Annotated in this window: 12 protein-coding genes and 1 tRNA gene; 8 read left to right on the plus strand and 5 right to left on the minus strand. The window is 68.9% G+C overall.

Annotated elements, in window-relative coordinates:
* Window positions 1-106 precede the first annotated feature (106 nt).
* Window positions 107-1,657, plus strand: a complete 1,551-nt coding sequence (locus VFK57_08950) for an alkaline phosphatase family protein (protein HET7695821.1) — start codon at window positions 107-109, stop codon at window positions 1,655-1,657.
* 104 nt (window positions 1,658-1,761) lie between these two features.
* Entirely contained in the window at window positions 1,762-2,280 is a 519-nt protein-coding gene (locus VFK57_08955) for a hypothetical protein (protein ID HET7695822.1), read from the plus strand.
* On the opposite strand, the gene VFK57_08960 is transcribed toward VFK57_08955, so the two are convergent.
* Window positions 2,277-3,074 carry a hypothetical protein gene (locus VFK57_08960; GenBank protein ID HET7695823.1) on the minus strand — a complete coding sequence of 266 codons (798 nt, stop codon included), beginning with the start codon at window positions 3,072-3,074 and terminating at the stop codon, window positions 2,277-2,279. The genes VFK57_08955 and VFK57_08960 overlap by 4 nt on opposite strands.
* A gap of 135 nt (window positions 3,075-3,209) precedes the next feature.
* Between VFK57_08960 and VFK57_08965 the strand changes: the two genes are divergently transcribed.
* The 3 genes from VFK57_08965 (at window position 3,210) to VFK57_08975 (ending at window position 6,576) form a co-directional block, all read left to right on the plus strand.
* Complete coding sequence (locus VFK57_08965) at window positions 3,210-4,355, plus strand: hypothetical protein (protein HET7695824.1); 1,146 nt, start codon at window positions 3,210-3,212, stop codon at window positions 4,353-4,355.
* Window positions 4,356-4,461: 106 nt separating this feature from the next.
* Entirely contained in the window at window positions 4,462-5,883 is a 1,422-nt protein-coding gene (locus VFK57_08970) for a hypothetical protein (GenBank protein HET7695825.1), read from the plus strand.
* Window positions 5,884-5,895: 12 nt separating this feature from the next.
* Window positions 5,896-6,576, plus strand: a complete 681-nt coding sequence (locus VFK57_08975; protein ID HET7695826.1) for a carboxypeptidase-like regulatory domain-containing protein — start codon at window positions 5,896-5,898, stop codon at window positions 6,574-6,576.
* Window positions 6,577-6,591: 15 nt separating this feature from the next.
* Here VFK57_08975 and VFK57_08980 read toward each other — a convergent pair whose 3' ends face one another.
* Both VFK57_08980 and VFK57_08985 read right to left on the minus strand, forming a co-directional pair.
* A complete protein-coding gene (locus tag VFK57_08980) occupies window positions 6,592-9,564 on the minus strand; it encodes an LpqB family beta-propeller domain-containing protein (protein ID HET7695827.1) in 2,973 nt (990 codons plus the stop codon).
* A gap of 4 nt (window positions 9,565-9,568) precedes the next feature.
* Window positions 9,569-10,141, minus strand: a complete 573-nt coding sequence (locus VFK57_08985; protein HET7695828.1) for a sigma-70 family RNA polymerase sigma factor — start codon at window positions 10,139-10,141, stop codon at window positions 9,569-9,571.
* Window positions 10,142-10,274: 133 nt separating this feature from the next.
* Here VFK57_08985 and VFK57_08990 point away from each other — a divergent pair, with 133 nt between their 5' ends.
* Window positions 10,275-12,665 (plus strand): ADOP family duplicated permease, encoded by a 2,391-nt coding sequence (locus tag VFK57_08990; GenBank protein ID HET7695829.1) that lies wholly within the window; start codon window positions 10,275-10,277, stop codon window positions 12,663-12,665.
* A 199-nt stretch (window positions 12,666-12,864) separates the two neighbouring features.
* Window positions 12,865-13,371: a hypothetical protein gene (locus VFK57_08995; protein HET7695830.1), complete on the plus strand. Its 507-nt coding sequence runs from the start codon at window positions 12,865-12,867 to the stop codon at window positions 13,369-13,371.
* Between the two features lie 168 nt (window positions 13,372-13,539).
* Here VFK57_08995 and VFK57_09000 read toward each other — a convergent pair whose 3' ends face one another.
* Window positions 13,540-15,711 (minus strand): ankyrin repeat domain-containing protein, encoded by a 2,172-nt coding sequence (locus VFK57_09000; GenBank protein ID HET7695831.1) that lies wholly within the window; start codon window positions 15,709-15,711, stop codon window positions 13,540-13,542.
* Between VFK57_09000 and VFK57_09005 the strand changes: the two genes are divergently transcribed.
* A complete protein-coding gene (locus tag VFK57_09005; protein ID HET7695832.1) occupies window positions 15,710-16,090 on the plus strand; it encodes a hypothetical protein in 381 nt (126 codons plus the stop codon). The two genes, VFK57_09000 and VFK57_09005, sit on opposite strands and share 2 nt — an antisense overlap.
* Window positions 16,091-16,174: 84 nt before the next feature.
* Here VFK57_09005 and VFK57_09010 read toward each other — a convergent pair.
* Window positions 16,175-16,261, minus strand: a tRNA-Leu gene (locus VFK57_09010).
* Window positions 16,262-16,446: the final 185 nt, after the last annotated feature.

Below are 16,446 nucleotides of genomic sequence, written 5' to 3' on the forward strand. Positions count from 1 at the left end.
AAATGCGCCGGAAATCCCGCCGCCGGCTGTGCGCGGTGTGCGAGGGTGTGCGGGCGCGCACCCGCCGCACGGATCCGGCGGCGCGCAGGTCAGCTACACTCGACACGTGGCTGCGAAGGTCCTGCTCATCGTCATCGACGCTGCAACCCCTCACGCGGTCTGCCCGGCGATCCGCACCGGCCGGCTGCCCACCTTCCAGGCGCTGCTCGAGCGCGGGGCGATGCACGAGTCGTCGGCGTCGATCTTTCCGTCGATCACTCCCGCGGCCACGTCGGCGATTGCGACCGGCGCCTATCCGAGCGAGCACGGCATCGCCGGGGCCTCGTGGTTCGACAGCGCGCGGCAGGAGGTGGCGTACTACGGCGATGACTTCTGGGTGATCGCGCGCGAGGGCCTGCGCAACTTCCTCGAGGACTTCCTGCTGCGGCTGAACGGCGATCGGCTGAAAGCGCCGTCGATGTTCCAGATGATCGAGCGCACCGGCCGCCGCGCGGCGTGTCTCAATTACCTGGTGTTCAAAGGGGATTGCGAGCACGACGTGCGGATTCCCGGGGCGATCGCCGCGCTGCCGGGCGCGCCGCTGTCGGAGAGCGTGCTCGGTCCGTCGATTCTCGCGCTCGGCGACTTCGTCGTGCCGACGTGGAGCAGCGGGCGCAAACTGGACAAGAAGGGCGGACTGCTGCACCGCTTCGGAATGGACGACGCGTCGACCGGCGTGATGCTCTGCGAGATCCTCGACCGCCGCGCGCTGCCCGACTTCACCATCGCCTACTTCGCCGACAACGATTACCTGAGTCACAAGATCGGGCCGGTCGCGGCGCTGACGGTGCTCGAGCGCATCGACGCCATGCTGGCCGAAGCGTTCGACGCCGGCGGCGGCATCGATCGCGTCCTCGCCGACACCGTCGTCGTCATCACGTCGGATCACGGGCATTGCGACGTCCTGAACCAGGAGCAGGCCGCGATTCATCTCGATCGGCACCTCGCCGATTTCCGGCAGGCGGAGCTCGGACGTCCGTGGCGCGAGCGCGACGAGATCATGATCTGCCCGAACATGCGCGCGGCGCAGATCTACCTGCGTCAGCCGGCGCCGGAGCTGGTGGAGCGGATCGCTGCGACCCTGATCGCGGATCCGCGGATCGATCAAGTGATGTGGCGGATGTCGCTGTCGCGGCCCGGCGCCGGCGGGTACGTCGTGTGGTCGTCACGCGGGCGCCTCGAGTTCGCGCGCGGCGGAGCGCCGCCGTCGGGCGCCGACGCGTTCGGCACCGCCTGGACGTGGCGCGGCGACGCGGGGGCGCTGACGCTGCAGCAGGACGGGCGCACGATCGAGTTCGCCGACTATCCCAACGCGTTCGAGCGCATCGCCGGCGCGCTCGACCTCGAACAGAGCGGCGAGCTGTGGTGCACCGCGAAGGCCGGCTGCGAGTTCGAGGTTCCCGGAGGCGAGGCGCACCTGGGCGGGGCCTCGCACGGCGCGCTGCACCGGCTCGACTCGCTCAGTCCGGTGCTGGTCGCCGGCGGCGGCGTGAGCCACACCTTGCCGCGGCACCTGCGGCTCGTGGACATCGCCCCGCTGTGCATGCAATTGCTCGGCGTGCCGATGCGCTACCGGGTCGGCGATCCGCGCAGCACCGCCAATTCCGTGCGCGGCTGACAGAACTGCAATCGCGCGGCGCACACCGCCGCGCGATTGCGCCGGTAAACAGCGATTCCGGCTGGCGCACCGTTTGATCGGACCCCCGCCGGAGAGATCACGCCATGACAGTCTGTGCATCCGCAGCGGCGCTTCGGCGGACGTTCCTCGGCATCGCCCTCGCGTCGCTCGCGGCGGCGGCGGCGTGCGCGGAAGTCGTCGCGGACAACAGCGCCTGCCGGAACCTCGAATACAAAGACGGCTCGGTCGAGCGGGCGAAGTACCTGCCATGCGCGGCCGAGATGATCGCCACGCTCGAAGACCTGGACCGTCAGTCGAAAGCCGCGCTCGACGGCGATGCCCAGGCGCGGGCGCAGGGGCAGGCCGCGCTGCGCCGCCTGCGCGGGCTGGTGTCCGCTGCCGGCGGCCGGCAGCTGCTCGAGCGCTGGCCCGATCGTCCGCTGACCGATCTCAACCTGGATATCAGCAACGCGCTCACCAAGTACGAAGCGTTCTACATGCTCGGCCCCGTCGACGCCTCGAGCCGGTTCGCCAGGGAATCGCGCGCCGCGGCGACCGCGGAATACGAGGGGGGCAACCGCCGCTACGAGGAAGCGAAGCGGCTGTTCCGGCGTTTGAACTAGCGCGGATCGCTGCCGGCCGCCGCGAGCATCGCCTCGGCGATCGCGGCCCACTCGGCGTCGAGCGATCCGGACGCGATCGGTTTGCCGGCCCGCCGGTACCAGTAGGCCGCGTTTCCCGCGTCACCTTCCTTGCGGTGCAGGTAGGCGTGAATCCACGCGCCATCCGGATCCTCGATGTGCTGCGCGGTGTCATGCGCCTGGTCCCAGTCGCCCCGGCCGTCGTGCCAGAGCGCGAGCAATGCGCGGCTCGCCCGGGCCGGCGGTTGCGGGGAAGACAGCGTTGCCTTGAATTCTGCGAGCGTCATCGGAATCCCGGTCACTGCAGCGATGCGACCTGCGGGATCGCTGCGGCCAGCGGCAAATCGGGGCAGTGAGTTTGCATATACTACCGCCCAATGACCGCCCGCCAATCGAGTAACGCCGCGTATCGCATCGAGGAGGACGACCTCCCCGAGCCGCTGACCTTGCTCCGCGAGCACGTCAACGGATGGATCGCCCAGATCGAAGCCAGTGACGACGTCGATGGGAAATGGCACGTCGTCGCCTACCCGACAGAGGGGGATGCACCGGAACTCCCGGTGAAGGCGTACGTTCTCGGGCAGCACGAGGCCCAGCAGCGGGCCGACGCGCTGGTGCACGACCATGCGCCGCACCACTGCCGCGAGTGCGGTCCGTGGCGGCGGTCCGACGAACAGCGCCTGTCCGTAGCTTAGCGCCTGCCCCGGTGGGGGCGTCGTCCGTCCGCCATACACCGTGTCAAATTGACAGTCACGCGTGTCGGCCGGATACGACATTGCCATTGCCTTTCCCCATCCCACTCGCATAGACTCCCCACCTCAACAGTAGACCCGCCAGACGATCCGGTGCCGCCGTTGCGCGGTCTGCCGCACCGCCAGACGAGTCCTTTCGCAAGAAAAAAGGACGGCTTTATGAAGAATGCCCTTCTCCTGGGGGCGGCGTTGGCGTGTGTGACCGCTGTGGCGACGGCGGCCAACGGCACGGGTGCGCCTCCCGGCCTTATTCTCGAGGGCCAGCGGCTCTTTACGCAGGCCACCTTCGGCGGCAACGGCCGGACGTGTCAGACCTGCCACAGCGCAGAGACCGGAACGGTGTCACCCGCCGATGCCGAGAAGCGGTTCCAGCAGAACCCGGCCGATCCGCTCTTCGTCCATGACGGCAGCGACGACGGGCAGGGCAACGGCTCCTCGCGCATGCGTGCGGACGCCACCGTCCTCGTCACCATTCCGCTCGCCGCGAACGTTTCGCTGCTCGACGATCCCGACGCGCGCACCGTGACCGTCCGGCGCGCCATCGCGACGACGCTGAATTCCCCGGCGCTCGACGAGCAGATCATGCTTGATGGACGTCAGCCCAATCTCGAGTCGCAGGCGGCCGGCGCGATTCAGGATCACGCGCAGGGCGTGACGCCATCGTTTGCATCCCTGCACGCGATTGCGGAGTTCCAGAAGACGAACGCCTTCTTCACGTCGCCGGAGGTACGGCGCTTTGCGCTGGAGGCGGGGCCGGCTCCGGGACTTCCAGCGGGGAATACGGTCTCGGAGAAACGCGGCCGCCGCTTCTTCGAGGACGTGCCGCCGGATCCGTCGGCTGGCCTGAAACCGGGACTGTGTTCGCACTGCCACAGCGGGCCGCTGCTGAACAAGACCAACGAATTCGCCAAGGATTTCATCGGGCTGCCCATTCCTGCCGGCCAGCGGTTCATCAGCGTGGGCGTCTCCGAGTTCAACGCGGCGCAGAACCCGGTGCACACGTTCGTGTTCAACAAGGGCACGGCACAGGAGGCGATCATCCAGAGCCCGGATCTCGGGCGCGCGATGATCACCGGCCAGCTCGAAGCGCCCGTGCCCCTCCTGGATCAGGTGAATGCGTTCAAGATTTCACCGCTGCGCGGCATCAGGCACACGGCGCCGTACTTCCACGACAACAGCGCGAAGACCCTCGAGGACGTCGCGGCGCACTACGCGCTGTTCTTCAACGTGGTCACCGGAGGAGCGATCGTGCTCACGCCCGAGGATCAATCCGACATCGTGGCGTACATGAAGCTTCTCAGGTAGCCGCCGATCGTCGAGACCGCGGAGCCTGGATCGCAGTCTTCAGGCTCCGCGCCCGCCCGTTCAAGTTTCGTCCGCGTCTTTCCGCTTCACAGATCGGAGGGCATCTGTGAAGACATCATCATGGCTGGTCGCCGCCGGCCTCATGACGTTCTCGACCTTGCTGATGAAGGCCAGCACCGCCGAGGTGACGTCTCCGGCGTCGATCGACCACACGGGCGCGGGGTCGCCCGTCCAGGCCGATCGCTGCGGCGGTGAGCCGTGTGACGCGGCCGCCCGGGGCTTCCGCGCGTTCTTCGACCGGCAACTCGACGGCCTCGGCGCCAACGGGCGCGCCTGCGCCGACTGTCACATGCCGGCGGACAGTTTTCAGCTGTCGCCGGACGGCGTCGAGGCGAGGTTTCAGCTTCTGCAGCGGCGGCGCCAGTGGGATCCGGCCGCCGACGATCCGCTGTTCCGGCCGATCGATGCCGATGACTTCCGGACCAATGGCGACAGCGCCTCCGACTTCAGCAACCTCCGCCAGAACGGTCTGGTCCGAATCACGTTCCCGCTCCCGCCCAACATCAGGCTGATCGATCCGGCGACCAATCAACCGTCGTCAGAAACGGAAGTCGACGTGTGGCGCAGCGTTCCGACGGTGAACGACGTCGCCCTGACGGGACCGGACGGCGGGATCCTGTGGCCGCGCGGGCCGAACAACGCCGGCGGCTACCAGCTGGACGCGCGTTTCGGCAGCCTGCAGGAACAGGCGGCGGCGGCGTTGATCGGCCACGCCCAGGTTCAGGTCGCGCCTCCGCAGCAGCTGCTCGACGACCTGGCGTCGTTTCAGCGCGTGCTGTTCACCAACGAGCGCGTCCGCGCGCTGGCGGACGCGGCGCGCGAGGGGACGGAGCCGCTGCTGGATTCCGATCGCCATCTCGATCCGCTCGAACGGGAAGGCAAGGTCGTATTCGAGCGCGCCTGCGCCCAGTGCCACGGCGGTCCCGGACAATCGACCCCGCAGGCGACGCCCAACAACCCTCCGGCGCCGGTGATTCGCTATCACGCCATCCTGAGCCAGTGTCCGCGTCCCGTCGACGCCGCCGCCCGCTTCGTGTTCGACGCGTGCCGGCCGCAGCTTGCCCGCAACGCGCGCACGTATGAAATCGCGTTGTCGGCCGCAACTGCGACGCCGAGCGGCGTGCTGCCCGCCGGGACCCTCGTGCGCCGGACGACGTCCGATCCCGGCCGGGCGTTGCTGACCGGCTTCGTCGGCGGCCCCGCGCCGCGGGACGACTGGGAGAAATTCGACGTGCCGGGCCTTCGGGGCATCAGCAGGACCGCTCCCTACTTCCACAACAACAGCGCCGCGACCCTCGAGGAAGTCGTCGATCACTACATCGCGCTCTTCCTGCGCGCGGAAGCCAACTTCGTTCCGGGCCCGGGCAGCGTCATCCCGCCGATCGCGACGACCGACGGCCTGAATTTCGATCGCCGCCCGCGGCCTGAAGAAGTCAAGGCGCTGCTCGCATACCTGCGAAAGCTGTGAGAGGGAATGGACATGAACGGCACATTCAAGACGATCCAGCGCCTCTGTGCTCTCTCGAGCGTCGCAGTCCTGCTGGCCGCGTGCGGGGGTGGACCTTCGCTTCCGACCGCACTCCCTCCGCCGCCGCCGCCGCCGCCCCCGGCCGTGACGTACGTGTTGTCCGGCGCCGTCTCCGAAATGACCTCAGCCGGCTCCGCGCCGGTACAGGGCGCGCGGGTGATCGAGATGGTGTCGGGACGGACCTCGGTAAGTGACCAGGACGGACGGTACAGCATCGACGGGCTCACGGCGATCAGCCGCTCCGTCTCGGTGACGAAGGCCGGCTACATCGTCGCGACGGGAGCCGTCACGATGAGCGGCGACACCGAGCTCGATATCCGCCTCGAACGGATCGCGAGCTATGTCCTGTCCGGTGTGGTTTTCGAAATGACCGCGGCAGGGCAGGTGCCCGTCGAAGGGGTGGAACTGTATTGCGACTCGTGCGGAAGCCCGGTCGGTCATACGTTCGTGTACACGAACGCCGCTGGCGCATACCGCTTCGAATGGAGCCAGAACGGCGTCCACCCGCTGTTCGTGACGAAAGCCGGCTACGACATCTTCGATCCGACCGGGGAGCTGCTGGATTCATACGGCCGGATTCACGCGACGGTTCGCGGCGACACGCGCTTCGACGTGCAACTCGTCCGGCGGTGAAGCGGCGGGCTGGCGCTATTTTCCCCGCGGGTCGATCAGGACGATGTTGGAGTTCTGACGGATGCGATCGAAGACGATGCGCGTGCCGCCGGGGGAAATGTCGAAGCCGCGCACGTTGCCCTTGTTGCTGAGCCGCGTGATCTGACGCTGCTCGCCGGTGACGAGATCGAACAGCCAGAAATCCAGCGACTCGGGCCGCGGCCGGTAGACGAGATGCGTCTGGTCGAGGAAGCGATAGCCGTCCGGGGCCGCCCGGAGATCTTCGCGCGCTCCGGTCGGCCAGGTCACCAGCGGCAGATCGTACTTCGTGCCGTCCTGCCGCACGGCCTTGAGCGGCGCGCCCGCTTGCCGCGCGGTCGTGGTCCCGCCGGAGAACAGGCCGGCGTAAATGATGAAGTGCCCGTCGGGTGCCCAGACGGGATCGGTGGCGACACCGGACACCAGACGGCGGGGTGGTCCTCCGTCGACGGGGATCGCGAAGAGGCCCATCCCGCCCGCGTCGCGCGCGCCGGCTGCGATCCAGCGCCCGTCAGGCGACCAGTCCGGCGTGCCGAGTATCTCGAGCGACGCCGCCAGGATCTGCGAGCCCTGGCCGTCCTGGTTCATGACCGCCAGCCGCTTCCTGCCTGAATCTCTGACGACCACCGCCACGCGGCGGCCGTCCGGCGAGGGCGCGGGCGTTTCGATCACGTGCTCGTCCGCGGCGTTGGTGATCTCCACGGCGGTCGTGTCGAACCGCCAGACGCGATCTCCTGTTCCGCGCGCCGACAGGAAGAACAACAGCGGCGACTCGGTCCCTCGCGCGTAGCGCGGGGCGAGCGCTCGCTCCGTCGGGAGCGGGACGGGGACCACTTCCTCCTCCGTGGGCGGCCTGTCGGCGCGGATCGCCACGCTCCAGAGCCTTGCGGTCGGGTTCGCCTGCGTCGCGACGACCGGCCCGTGGTTGCGGCTCGCGGACACCGAGCTGTACTGCTGGATGCCGGTGGGAATCCGTCTCGGCAGCACGCGCCCGGCGCCCCACAACCGTCCTGAGGTGCGCAGCCCGCCGACGTCGAGCGACCAGAGCCACGAGCCGAACCCCTTCTCGTCAGGCGCGACGAACACCAGCGTGTCGCGATCGAGCATCGCGAGATACGTCAAGGTCGTGTTCAGGAAGGTCAGCTGCTCCGGCGATCCGCCGGAGGGGCGGACCCGCCAGACGTCCATCTCGTACGGGCGGTTCACGTCGCGGATGATCCCGTGCGCGAAATAGATCCACGCGTCGTCAGGCGCCCAGACCATGTTGTGATTGTGGAACGCCTCGGCCGGCTCCCGGCCCGGCGTGGCGGGCCAGTCGATATCGATCCGGCGCGCGTTGCGGCCGGCGCCGTCCGCCGTCCACAGATAGTCGCCGGCCAGGTTGTTGAAATAGATCAGACGGTCGTCCGTCGACCAGGCCGGCGTGTGATCGCCGTCGGTGAGAAACGCGCGAGGCGTTCCCCCCGACCACGGCATTTCCAGTTTCTGCCTTGCCTCGATGCTGAACCAGAGCCTCGCCGAGTCCGGGAAGAATCCGGTCCAGCGCAGCGCGCCGACGGGATTGACCAGCGGCTTGACGCCGTCGGTGAGGTTCTTGAAAACACCGGTGGCCACCAGACCGGAATACAGATCGAGCTCGCCGTCGCGATCGGAGAGGAAGGCGACGGCCTTTCCATCCGGAGAGATCTCGGCGCCCCACTCGGAGCCGGGCCAGTCGGTCAATGCTTTGAAGCCTTCCGACGGGAGCGGGTTCTCGAACGCGGCCGGCCGGAGTCCTTCCCGCGCTGCCGCCACGGCCGCGAGCAGCGCGAGCGCCGCCCAGGGCAGCCAGACCCTGGCGCGGCGTCCGGCGGCGGGCTCCGGCGCGGCGACGGCGCCCGGCAGCGCGTCGTCGATGGCATCGATCTCGATCCTCGCGTCGCCGATATCCCGCAAGCGCTGCCGTGGATCCTTGGCGAGGCAGCGGACCAGCAGCCGCCGGATCGACGCCGGCGTCGAGGCGGGCAGCGCCGACCACGCCGGCTCGCGTTCGAGGATCCTGGCGATCGAATCCGAGGCGGTGTCGCCGGCAAACGTGCCGCGGCCGGTCAGCATCTCGTAGAGCACGCATCCGAACGCCCAGATGTCGGTGCGCTTGTCCACGGCGTGGCCGCGCGCCTGCTCCGGACTCATGTAGGCGGCGGTGCCGATCACGGCGCCGCCGACTCTCTCACCTTGCGTCACCGTGGAGGCACGGGTGAGGTCCGGCGCGGAACCGTCGGCGCTCACCATCTTCGCAAGGCCGAAGTCGAGGACCTTCACGACGCCGTCCGGCGTGATCTTGATGTTTGCCGGCTTCAGGTCGCGGTGGACGATGCCCTTGTCGTGGGCGACTTCGAGAGCATCGGCGATCTGCCGCGCAATCCTGAGCGCATCCGGCAGCGGCAGCCCGCCGCCGCCCGCGCGCCGCCGGTCCTCGATGCGGCCGGCGAGGGTCTCACCCTCGACGAGCTCGAGGATCAGCAACGGTATGCCGTCGACTTCTTCGACCCCGTAGATCGCGCAGATGTTGGCGTGGTTCACCGCGGCGAGCATGCGCGCCTCGCGCTCGAAGCGGGCGAGGCGATCGGGACGCCGGGTGAACGCGGGCGGCAGGATCTTGATGGCGACGTCGCGTCCCAGCCTGGCGTCGCGCGCGCGGTAGACTTCTCCCATGCCGCCGGCGCCGAGCAGCGCGCCGAGGCGATAACCGCCGAGCGATCGGCCGGTCAGATCGGGCGGCACGGCAACGGCGAGCGCCGCCGCCACGTCGGGCGCGGTGCGGGAGAGAAACCCGCCCTCCAGCGATTCGTTCAGCAGGGCCTCGACCTCGCGCCGCAAGCCGTCGTCGCCGCGGCACGCCGCATCGAGGAACGCGGCGCGATCGGCGGCCGGCCGGACGTACGCGCCGTGATACAGCTCCTCGATCCGCCGCCACCGTTCGGGGGTCATTGGCTCACGGGCAATCCCCGCGCATTTCCCGTTGCAGCCACGCTTTCGCCAGGCGCCAGTCGCGCATCACGGTGTCGCTCGACACGTTCAGGACGGCCGCGGTTTCTTCGACGCTCAGCCCGCCGAAGAACCGCAGCTCGACGACGCGGCTCTTGCGCTCGTCGAACCGGTCGAGCGCCTCGAGCGCGTCATCCAGCGCGACGAAGTTCTGGTTCGGTTCGTCGGTCACGACCAGCGCTTCGTCGAAGGTGACGCGCGCGGCCTCGCCGCCGCGTTTGTGGGCGTGCCTCGCGCGGGCATGGTCGACGAGAATGCGGCGCATCACGCGGGCCGAGACGGCGAGGAAATGCGCGCGGTCCTGCCACGCGACCACTTTTCCGTCGACCAGGCGGAGATACGCTTCGTTGACGAGCGCCGTCGCCTGCAGACTGTGCCCGGCGCGTTCCCCGGCCATGCAGCGTCGCGCGATCCGGTAGAGCTCCTGATGAACCAGCGGGATCAGGCGGTCGCGTGCGCTCTGGTCGCCTTGCCCCCATTTGAGAAGTAGCGCCGTGACGCTGGCGGGGTGTTGAGTAATGCCCGCATTCTAGACCCTTTCGCTCCTTCGGGTACCTGCCGGGCGCGGTGCTGTAGACTTCGCCGCATATCGGCACCCGACGCGGCGCACGCAAGCCCGTGCCGGGGGATCCGAAACGGAATGGAGCGCGATCATGCCGGCTGATGCTCTGCTGCAGGACTTGAAGCATGGCGTACGTCAGATCGTCCAGGACCGGTGGCTCACCACCGCGGCGGTCGTCGCGCTGGCGCTCGGGCTCGGCGTCAGCACGACCATCATGACCGTCATGTACGGTTTGAACCTCCGTGCGCTTCCCTTCGACCGTCCAGCGGCGCTCGTGGACGTCGGCGTCGACGGCGGCGACACGACCTACGCGCTGTTCGACCGGTGGCGGTCGGCGCGTTCCGCGACCGCCGTCGCCGCGCATGCCGGCGCGCCAATCAACCTTCGCGACGACGTCCAGGCCACCGATCAGGTGGCTGGCACGTTCGTGAGTCACAGCACGTTCGGACTGCTCGGGATCCAGCCGATCCTCGGGCGTGACTTCGTGGAGGGCGACGACCGCGCCGGTGCGCCTGCGGTCGCCATCATCAGCCATGCGATCTGGACCGATCGCTACGGCGGCGACAGGGGAGCGGTCGGCAGGACGCTGCATCTCAATGGCGCGCCCGTGACCGTCGTCGGCGTGATGCCGCCGGGGTTCAGGTTTCCGGTCAGTTCCGACCTCTGGCTGCCGCTCGCGGCAATGCCGGCGGCGCACGCGCCATCCGCGGCGGCGCGTCCTGTCAGCGTGATCGCGAGGCTGGCCGAAGGGGTCACCGTCCAGCAGGCCAGCGCCGAGTTCACCGCGATTGCGGCGCCGCTGAACGAGCGCAATCACTGGCGCCGTGTGGCGGTCGTCCCGCTCAACGAGGGATTCGTCGGCAGCATGACCGAGCCGGCGCCGTTGATGATCATGGCGGCGGCGCTGCTGGTCGTGGTGATCGCATGCTCGCACGCCGCGAACCTCCTGCTCGTGCGTTCGATGGCGCGCGCGCGGGACGTCTCGCTGCGGCTGGCGCTCGGCGCGAGCCGCGCGCGGATCGTGCGCCAGCTGCTCATCGAAAGCGCCCTGATGGGCGCGATGGCCGGTCTGATCGGCCTTGGTGCCGCCTCGTTCGGGGTGTCGTGGTTCGCGAACGAAACGCGTGACTTCAACCTGCCGTACTGGATCAGATTCACGCTCGACGCACGGTTGTTCGCCTGGCTGGCGTGCTTCAGTGTCGGCGCCGGCATTGCCTTCGGGCTGCTGCCGGCCGCTCACCTGGCACGCACCGACCTGACCTCGGTATTGAACCAGGCGGGGCGAGGCACGACGCCGCGCGCCAACCGCCTGATGGGCGGGCTCCTCGTCGGCCAGCTGGCCGTCACGGTGATCCTGCTGAATTCGGCGGCGCTGTTGACGCAGAGCGCGCGCGTGCTGCAGCGCGCCGACTCGGCGATCGACCTTCCCAACGTGTGGGAGATGCGCCTGGCGCTGCCCGAAGACAGTTACGGGTCGCTCGAGAAGCGGCAGTTGCTCTACCGGCAGCTCGACGAACGTCTTGGATCGCTGGCAGGGGCCGAGGCGGCGGCGCTGTCGAGCGCCGCCCCGTTTGTCGGATCCCCGTCCAGAACCGTTCTCACCGGCGGTCAGCAGGCGCAGGACAACGAGCGCCGGCGCACGACGCGCGTCGTCGGCATCGGAGCGCGGTATTTCGACGTCCTGGGGCTGAAGCTCCGTCGCGGTACGGAGTGGGACCGGCTGGACGCGTCTTCTTCGCCTCACTCCGTGCTGGTCAATGACCCGTTTGTCAGCGCGTTCTTCCCCGGCGGCGATCCGATCGGGCGGCAGATCCGGTTGGCGGATGCCGCCGCTCCCGGCGCTCCGCCGCCGCTCTTGACCGTCGTCGGCGTCGTGCCCCCGGTCCGCCAGAGTGTGGCTCGCGACGAGGAGCCGGTGGCGTATGTTCCGCACGGGATCGACCCGGGGCTGCGCGCGTCCGTCCTCGTGCGCGGAAACCCGGCCGTGTTCGCGCCGGCCCTGCGCGAGGCCGTCCGCACGCTCGACCCCAATCTGCCCGTGTACGGCTTGCAGACGCTCGAGCGGCTGTCGGAGAAGTCCCGCTGGATGCAGCGGGCGACCAGCACGCTGTTGACCGCCTTCGCCGTCGTGGCCGTGTTTCTCAGCGCGCTCGGCATGTACGCGCTGACCGCGTACAACGCCGCCCGGCGCGCGCAGGAAATCGGCATCCGCATGGCGCTCGGCGCACGACCGTTCCAGGCGTGGTCGCTCGTGCTGCGGCGTGCTCTCGTGCATCTCGGTGTCGGTCTGACGCTTGGCCTCGGCGGCGCGCTGCTGGCGGCCACCGCGCTTCGCGGCGTTCTGGTGCGGATCCGTCCGACCGACGTTCCGACCCTGCTGTCCGTCGCGCTGCTGCTGGTCGTGATTACCGGGCTGGCGAGCTTCCTGCCGGCGCGGCGCGCGGCGCACACCGATCCCCTCGAGGTCCTTCGCACGGAGTAGCCGCGAGCACGATCCGACCCACGGGACTGGTTCTTAGGGGGATTGTCGCAGGGCGCCATGGCCGCGAGTGAAGTGGCGTTTCGATCCGATCTGCCGTTGTGAGGGGCTGGCGGAGCGTTCCGCCGTTGACGCTGGTGAGCCTCGACAACTACGATCGGCCAACCGGGCGAAAGCGCAGGCGGGAGGGAACGTGAAGATCATGCATCGGGCAATCGCGGTCGTGCTGGCGGTGGGACTCTGTGCCGCGGGTTCGGCCGTGTCCGCGCTATCGCAGGCACAGTCGCCATCGCCGAAGCCCCCGGCGGTGCTGTTCATGTGTCCGCACGGGGCCGCCAAGAGCGTCCTGGCGTCCGCTTACTTCCAGCGTGCCGCGAAGGAACGCGGCCTGAACGTCGTCGTGACGTCCGCAGGCACGGAGCCCGATCCTGCGGTCGCGCCGGCCGTATCGGCGCATCTGAAGAAGAACGGCTACACCGTTCCGATCAGCAAACCGACGCGCGCGACCGCCGCGCAAGTGGCCGCGGCGGACGTGGTCGTGTCGCTCGGGTGCGACCTTTCCGGGTATCCGGCGCCGCGCGGCAGAACGCTGAACTGGGACGACGTTCCCTCCCCGAGCCAGGACTTCGAGAAAGCGGACGCCGCGATCAAACAGAAGGTGGCGGCGCTGGTAGAGGAACTCGTGCGTCAGCGTGCCAGGGCGCGCTGACAGGCACCTGCGCCAGGCAGGCACAACGCCCTTCTGAAATGCAAGTCGCGGCAATTGCCGACGTGCTCGGCGCGGTGCGCTTTGCGGCGCGACCGCGCATTGTGATTCTGCTGACCACAGGCTCTGCATTCCATCCGTGAAGATATCGGCGACCGCCGATGCGGATGACTACTGGCTGCCGCGCGCGCGGAGGTACTCGACGACGGGCCCTCGTCCTTTCGCCTGCGCGGCGCGCATCGGAGTCCAGTCCTTCCACCGAACGCGAACATCCGCGCCGCGGTCCACGAGCAGGGTCACGACCGCAAGGTGGCCTTCGTCGGCAGCCAGGACGATCGGAGGCGGTTGCGTCGCGGTTGACGCGTTCGGATCGGCTCCGCGATCGAGCATCATGCGGACCATGGCTGTCTCTCCACCGCGCGCGGCACGCTGCAGCGGTGTGAGGTCGTGGTACCCGAGATCCCAACGCGCCCCTCGATCGAGCAGCAGCGCCAGGATCTCCGGCTGTTTGCGCTGCACCGCTGCATACAGCGCTGTGCCCTTCTCGGTCACGGCGTTGATATCGGCTCCATGGGCGAGCATCATTGCGACCGCCTCCTTGTGGCCGTTCCAGACCGCAGTCTGCAGCGCGTCGTAACCGTCGCTCGCAGCGACATTCGGCCGGGCGCCGGCCTCGAGCAGCATTGCAATGATGTCGGGATTTCCGTCGAACGCGGCTCTGCGCAGCAGCGTCTGGCCGGTCGCGCTGCGCGCGTTCACATCAGCGCCGCCCTGGAGGAGCAGCCGCAGGCACTCGACGCAGCCGCGCCTGACCGCATCCATCGATGCCGTCGACCCCTCCGTCGTTCTGGCGTCGAGCCTCGCGCCGCGCGCGACCAGGGAGCGAATCATCGGCAGGCTCTTACCCATGACTGCCCAGTGGATCGGTGCAAAACCCTCGTTGTCGGCGAGGTCGATCGACGCACCGCGGTCGAGCAGCAGGGCGGCCATGTCGACGGCCGTCGGACGATTCATCCAGGCGAGGTGCGACAACGCCGTCCGGCCATACCGGTTGGCAACATCGGGCGACACGCCCCGGTCGAGCAGCGCGCGAACGATATCACCGTGGCCATTCTGGGTGGCCACGTGGAGGGGGGTGAACTCCGCGTCGCGGCACTGTCCCGCAGGATCGGCGCCGTGCGCCAGCAGCAGCCTCACAATCGGCAGATGTCCATCCCGTGAGGCGAGGCAGAGCGGCGTCATCTGTGTCGTGCCGCGATAATCGACGGGACTCCCGAGCCGCAGGACGGCCTTCGCGGCGCGCGCATAGCCGTGCGCGGCGGCGAACCGCAGCACGCCGCCATTGAAGATCGGGATGCTCGCCACGGCCAGCCCGACGACGGCGCACGCCGCGATGAACGCCGCTCCCCGGACCGGCTCGAGGCGCATCCCCATGACGCCGGCCGCTGCCGCTGCCGCGGGACCCTCGTGGAGGCGCCGCAACACGTCGTAAAGCTCGAGCGGCCGCTCGGTGAGTCTGGAGATCACGAACGCGGTGCGCTCGCCGCTCGTGTCCGCGATCACGATCGCCGGCCGGCCGCGGTCGTCTGACAGGAGTTCCACCGCCGCAATACAGGCGATCGGGATCTCGCGCGTCCCGGCCAGTGTCGCGAGCGTCAGCGCGGCGGGCCGCACCGTGACGGCATACGGCGCGCGCGCGAGACCCCACAGCGCGAGCGGTATCCACGCCAGACCGAGCACGAAGGCCAGCGGGTCCAGCCACGACACGGCGAGCGGCCTACGGGCGAGACCAAGAAGGAACTCCAGCGGGCTCAACCACGCGATCGCTGCCGTCCAGGTCAGCGAGCCGAGCACCTGGAGCACTTCCGGTGCGACTGACGAGCCGAACGTGAGCGCGTCAGGCGCCGGCGGGGTACGCGCGCCGCGCTTCCGATGCGCGTACGCCGCAGCGAGATGCCCGACCACGTCGGCAACGAGCGCCGGAAACGGTTCGAACCGCCGGCTGACGACGATTGGGTGCGTGCGGCTCGCGTCGGACAGCTCGAGCGCGCCTCCGCGCGTGACTGTCAGCAGTGCAATGCTCGCCCAGGGCAGCGTCCGGAATCCCGCCGGGCCCGACGCCGTGATCGCGTCGTCAGCGATCTGGATGTACTCGGACGCGCGCGCCGCCAGCCGCCGTCGGACGACGACCGCGAGAAGCAACGCCGAGACACCAGTCGCGATCCAGACGTATCGGGCAGCACTGACCTGGCGCAGCGACAGCGTCGCTGCAGCCCACGCGACCGCCAGCACGGCGAGCCCGCCAAAGACGATGAGCCTGGTGGCCGGCGCGACTCGGTACATGCGCGAATACTACAACGCCTCAGCCGTCGCAGACCTTCTGCGCGTGACGCTGCTTGCCATTCGGGAGCACGTCGTCTCGCGGCGGCGCTGGAGCGTTCGTCTCCGCCGCGGGCACCGCCAGGCGGCTGCGACGCTGAACGCGAAGAACAAGCAGCGCCTTGCCGTGGACCCGCTATGTGGAGGCCTGGACCGAGTAGATCAGGACTGCTATCGCGACAACGACGCCGAAGCCGACCGCGCCTTCCGCGAGGCTGTCCGACGGGTCACGGCGGTAGCGTCCGAGTGTCAGGAGCTTCAACGCTACATACCCGAGCCACCGAATGAGCTCTTCGATGAGGTCCTGCAATGCGGCTTTCTCCGTGATCTGGGCGCATTGTAAGGCAGGCGGCCCGCCGGTGAATGAACGCCAGGGTAGAGAACCGGTAGAAACGACTGATCCGGTTTCAGATCGGTTGCAGAAAGTTGGTGCCGGAGGTGGGAATCGAACCCACACGACCTTGCGGTCACGGGATTTTGAGTCCCGCGCGTCTGCCAGTTTCACCACTCCGGCCCAGAGGGGAACTCCTATTGTACCCCGCCGGCGAACGGCAGCGCCCCAGACCTGGAGCTGATCCACGCCCGACGCGTCGCCCGTCGCCGGATCGATCGCCAGCGCGAGCGAGACACCCGGCCGGTGATGAAATCCGCGAAGAAGTAGCGGCCGCGATCCGCCGCCCCGAACGCCGTGCCTCGATA

Source organism: Vicinamibacterales bacterium, from assembly GCA_035699745.1.
Lineage (GTDB): Bacteria > Acidobacteriota > Vicinamibacteria > Vicinamibacterales > 2-12-FULL-66-21 > JAICSD01.

Coding starts and splice junctions, on each gene's coding strand:
- VFK57_08955 (HET7695822.1), top strand. CDS start 1,762: ATGACAGTCTGTGCATCCGCAGCGGCGCTTCGGCGGACGTTCCTCGGC.
- VFK57_08960 (HET7695823.1), bottom strand. CDS start 3,074: ATGTCGTATCCGGCCGACACGCGTGACTGTCAATTTGACACGGTGTAT.
- VFK57_08965 (HET7695824.1), top strand. CDS start 3,210: ATGAAGAATGCCCTTCTCCTGGGGGCGGCGTTGGCGTGTGTGACCGCT.
- VFK57_08975 (HET7695826.1), top strand. CDS start 5,896: ATGAACGGCACATTCAAGACGATCCAGCGCCTCTGTGCTCTCTCGAGC.
- VFK57_08980 (HET7695827.1), bottom strand. CDS start 9,564: ATGACCCCCGAACGGTGGCGGCGGATCGAGGAGCTGTATCACGGCGCG.
- VFK57_08990 (HET7695829.1), top strand. CDS start 10,275: ATGCCGGCTGATGCTCTGCTGCAGGACTTGAAGCATGGCGTACGTCAG.
- VFK57_08995 (HET7695830.1), top strand. CDS start 12,865: ATGCATCGGGCAATCGCGGTCGTGCTGGCGGTGGGACTCTGTGCCGCG.
- VFK57_09005 (HET7695832.1), top strand. CDS start 15,710: ATGCGCGAATACTACAACGCCTCAGCCGTCGCAGACCTTCTGCGCGTG.
- VFK57_09000 (HET7695831.1), bottom strand. CDS start 15,711: ATGTACCGAGTCGCGCCGGCCACCAGGCTCATCGTCTTTGGCGGGCTC.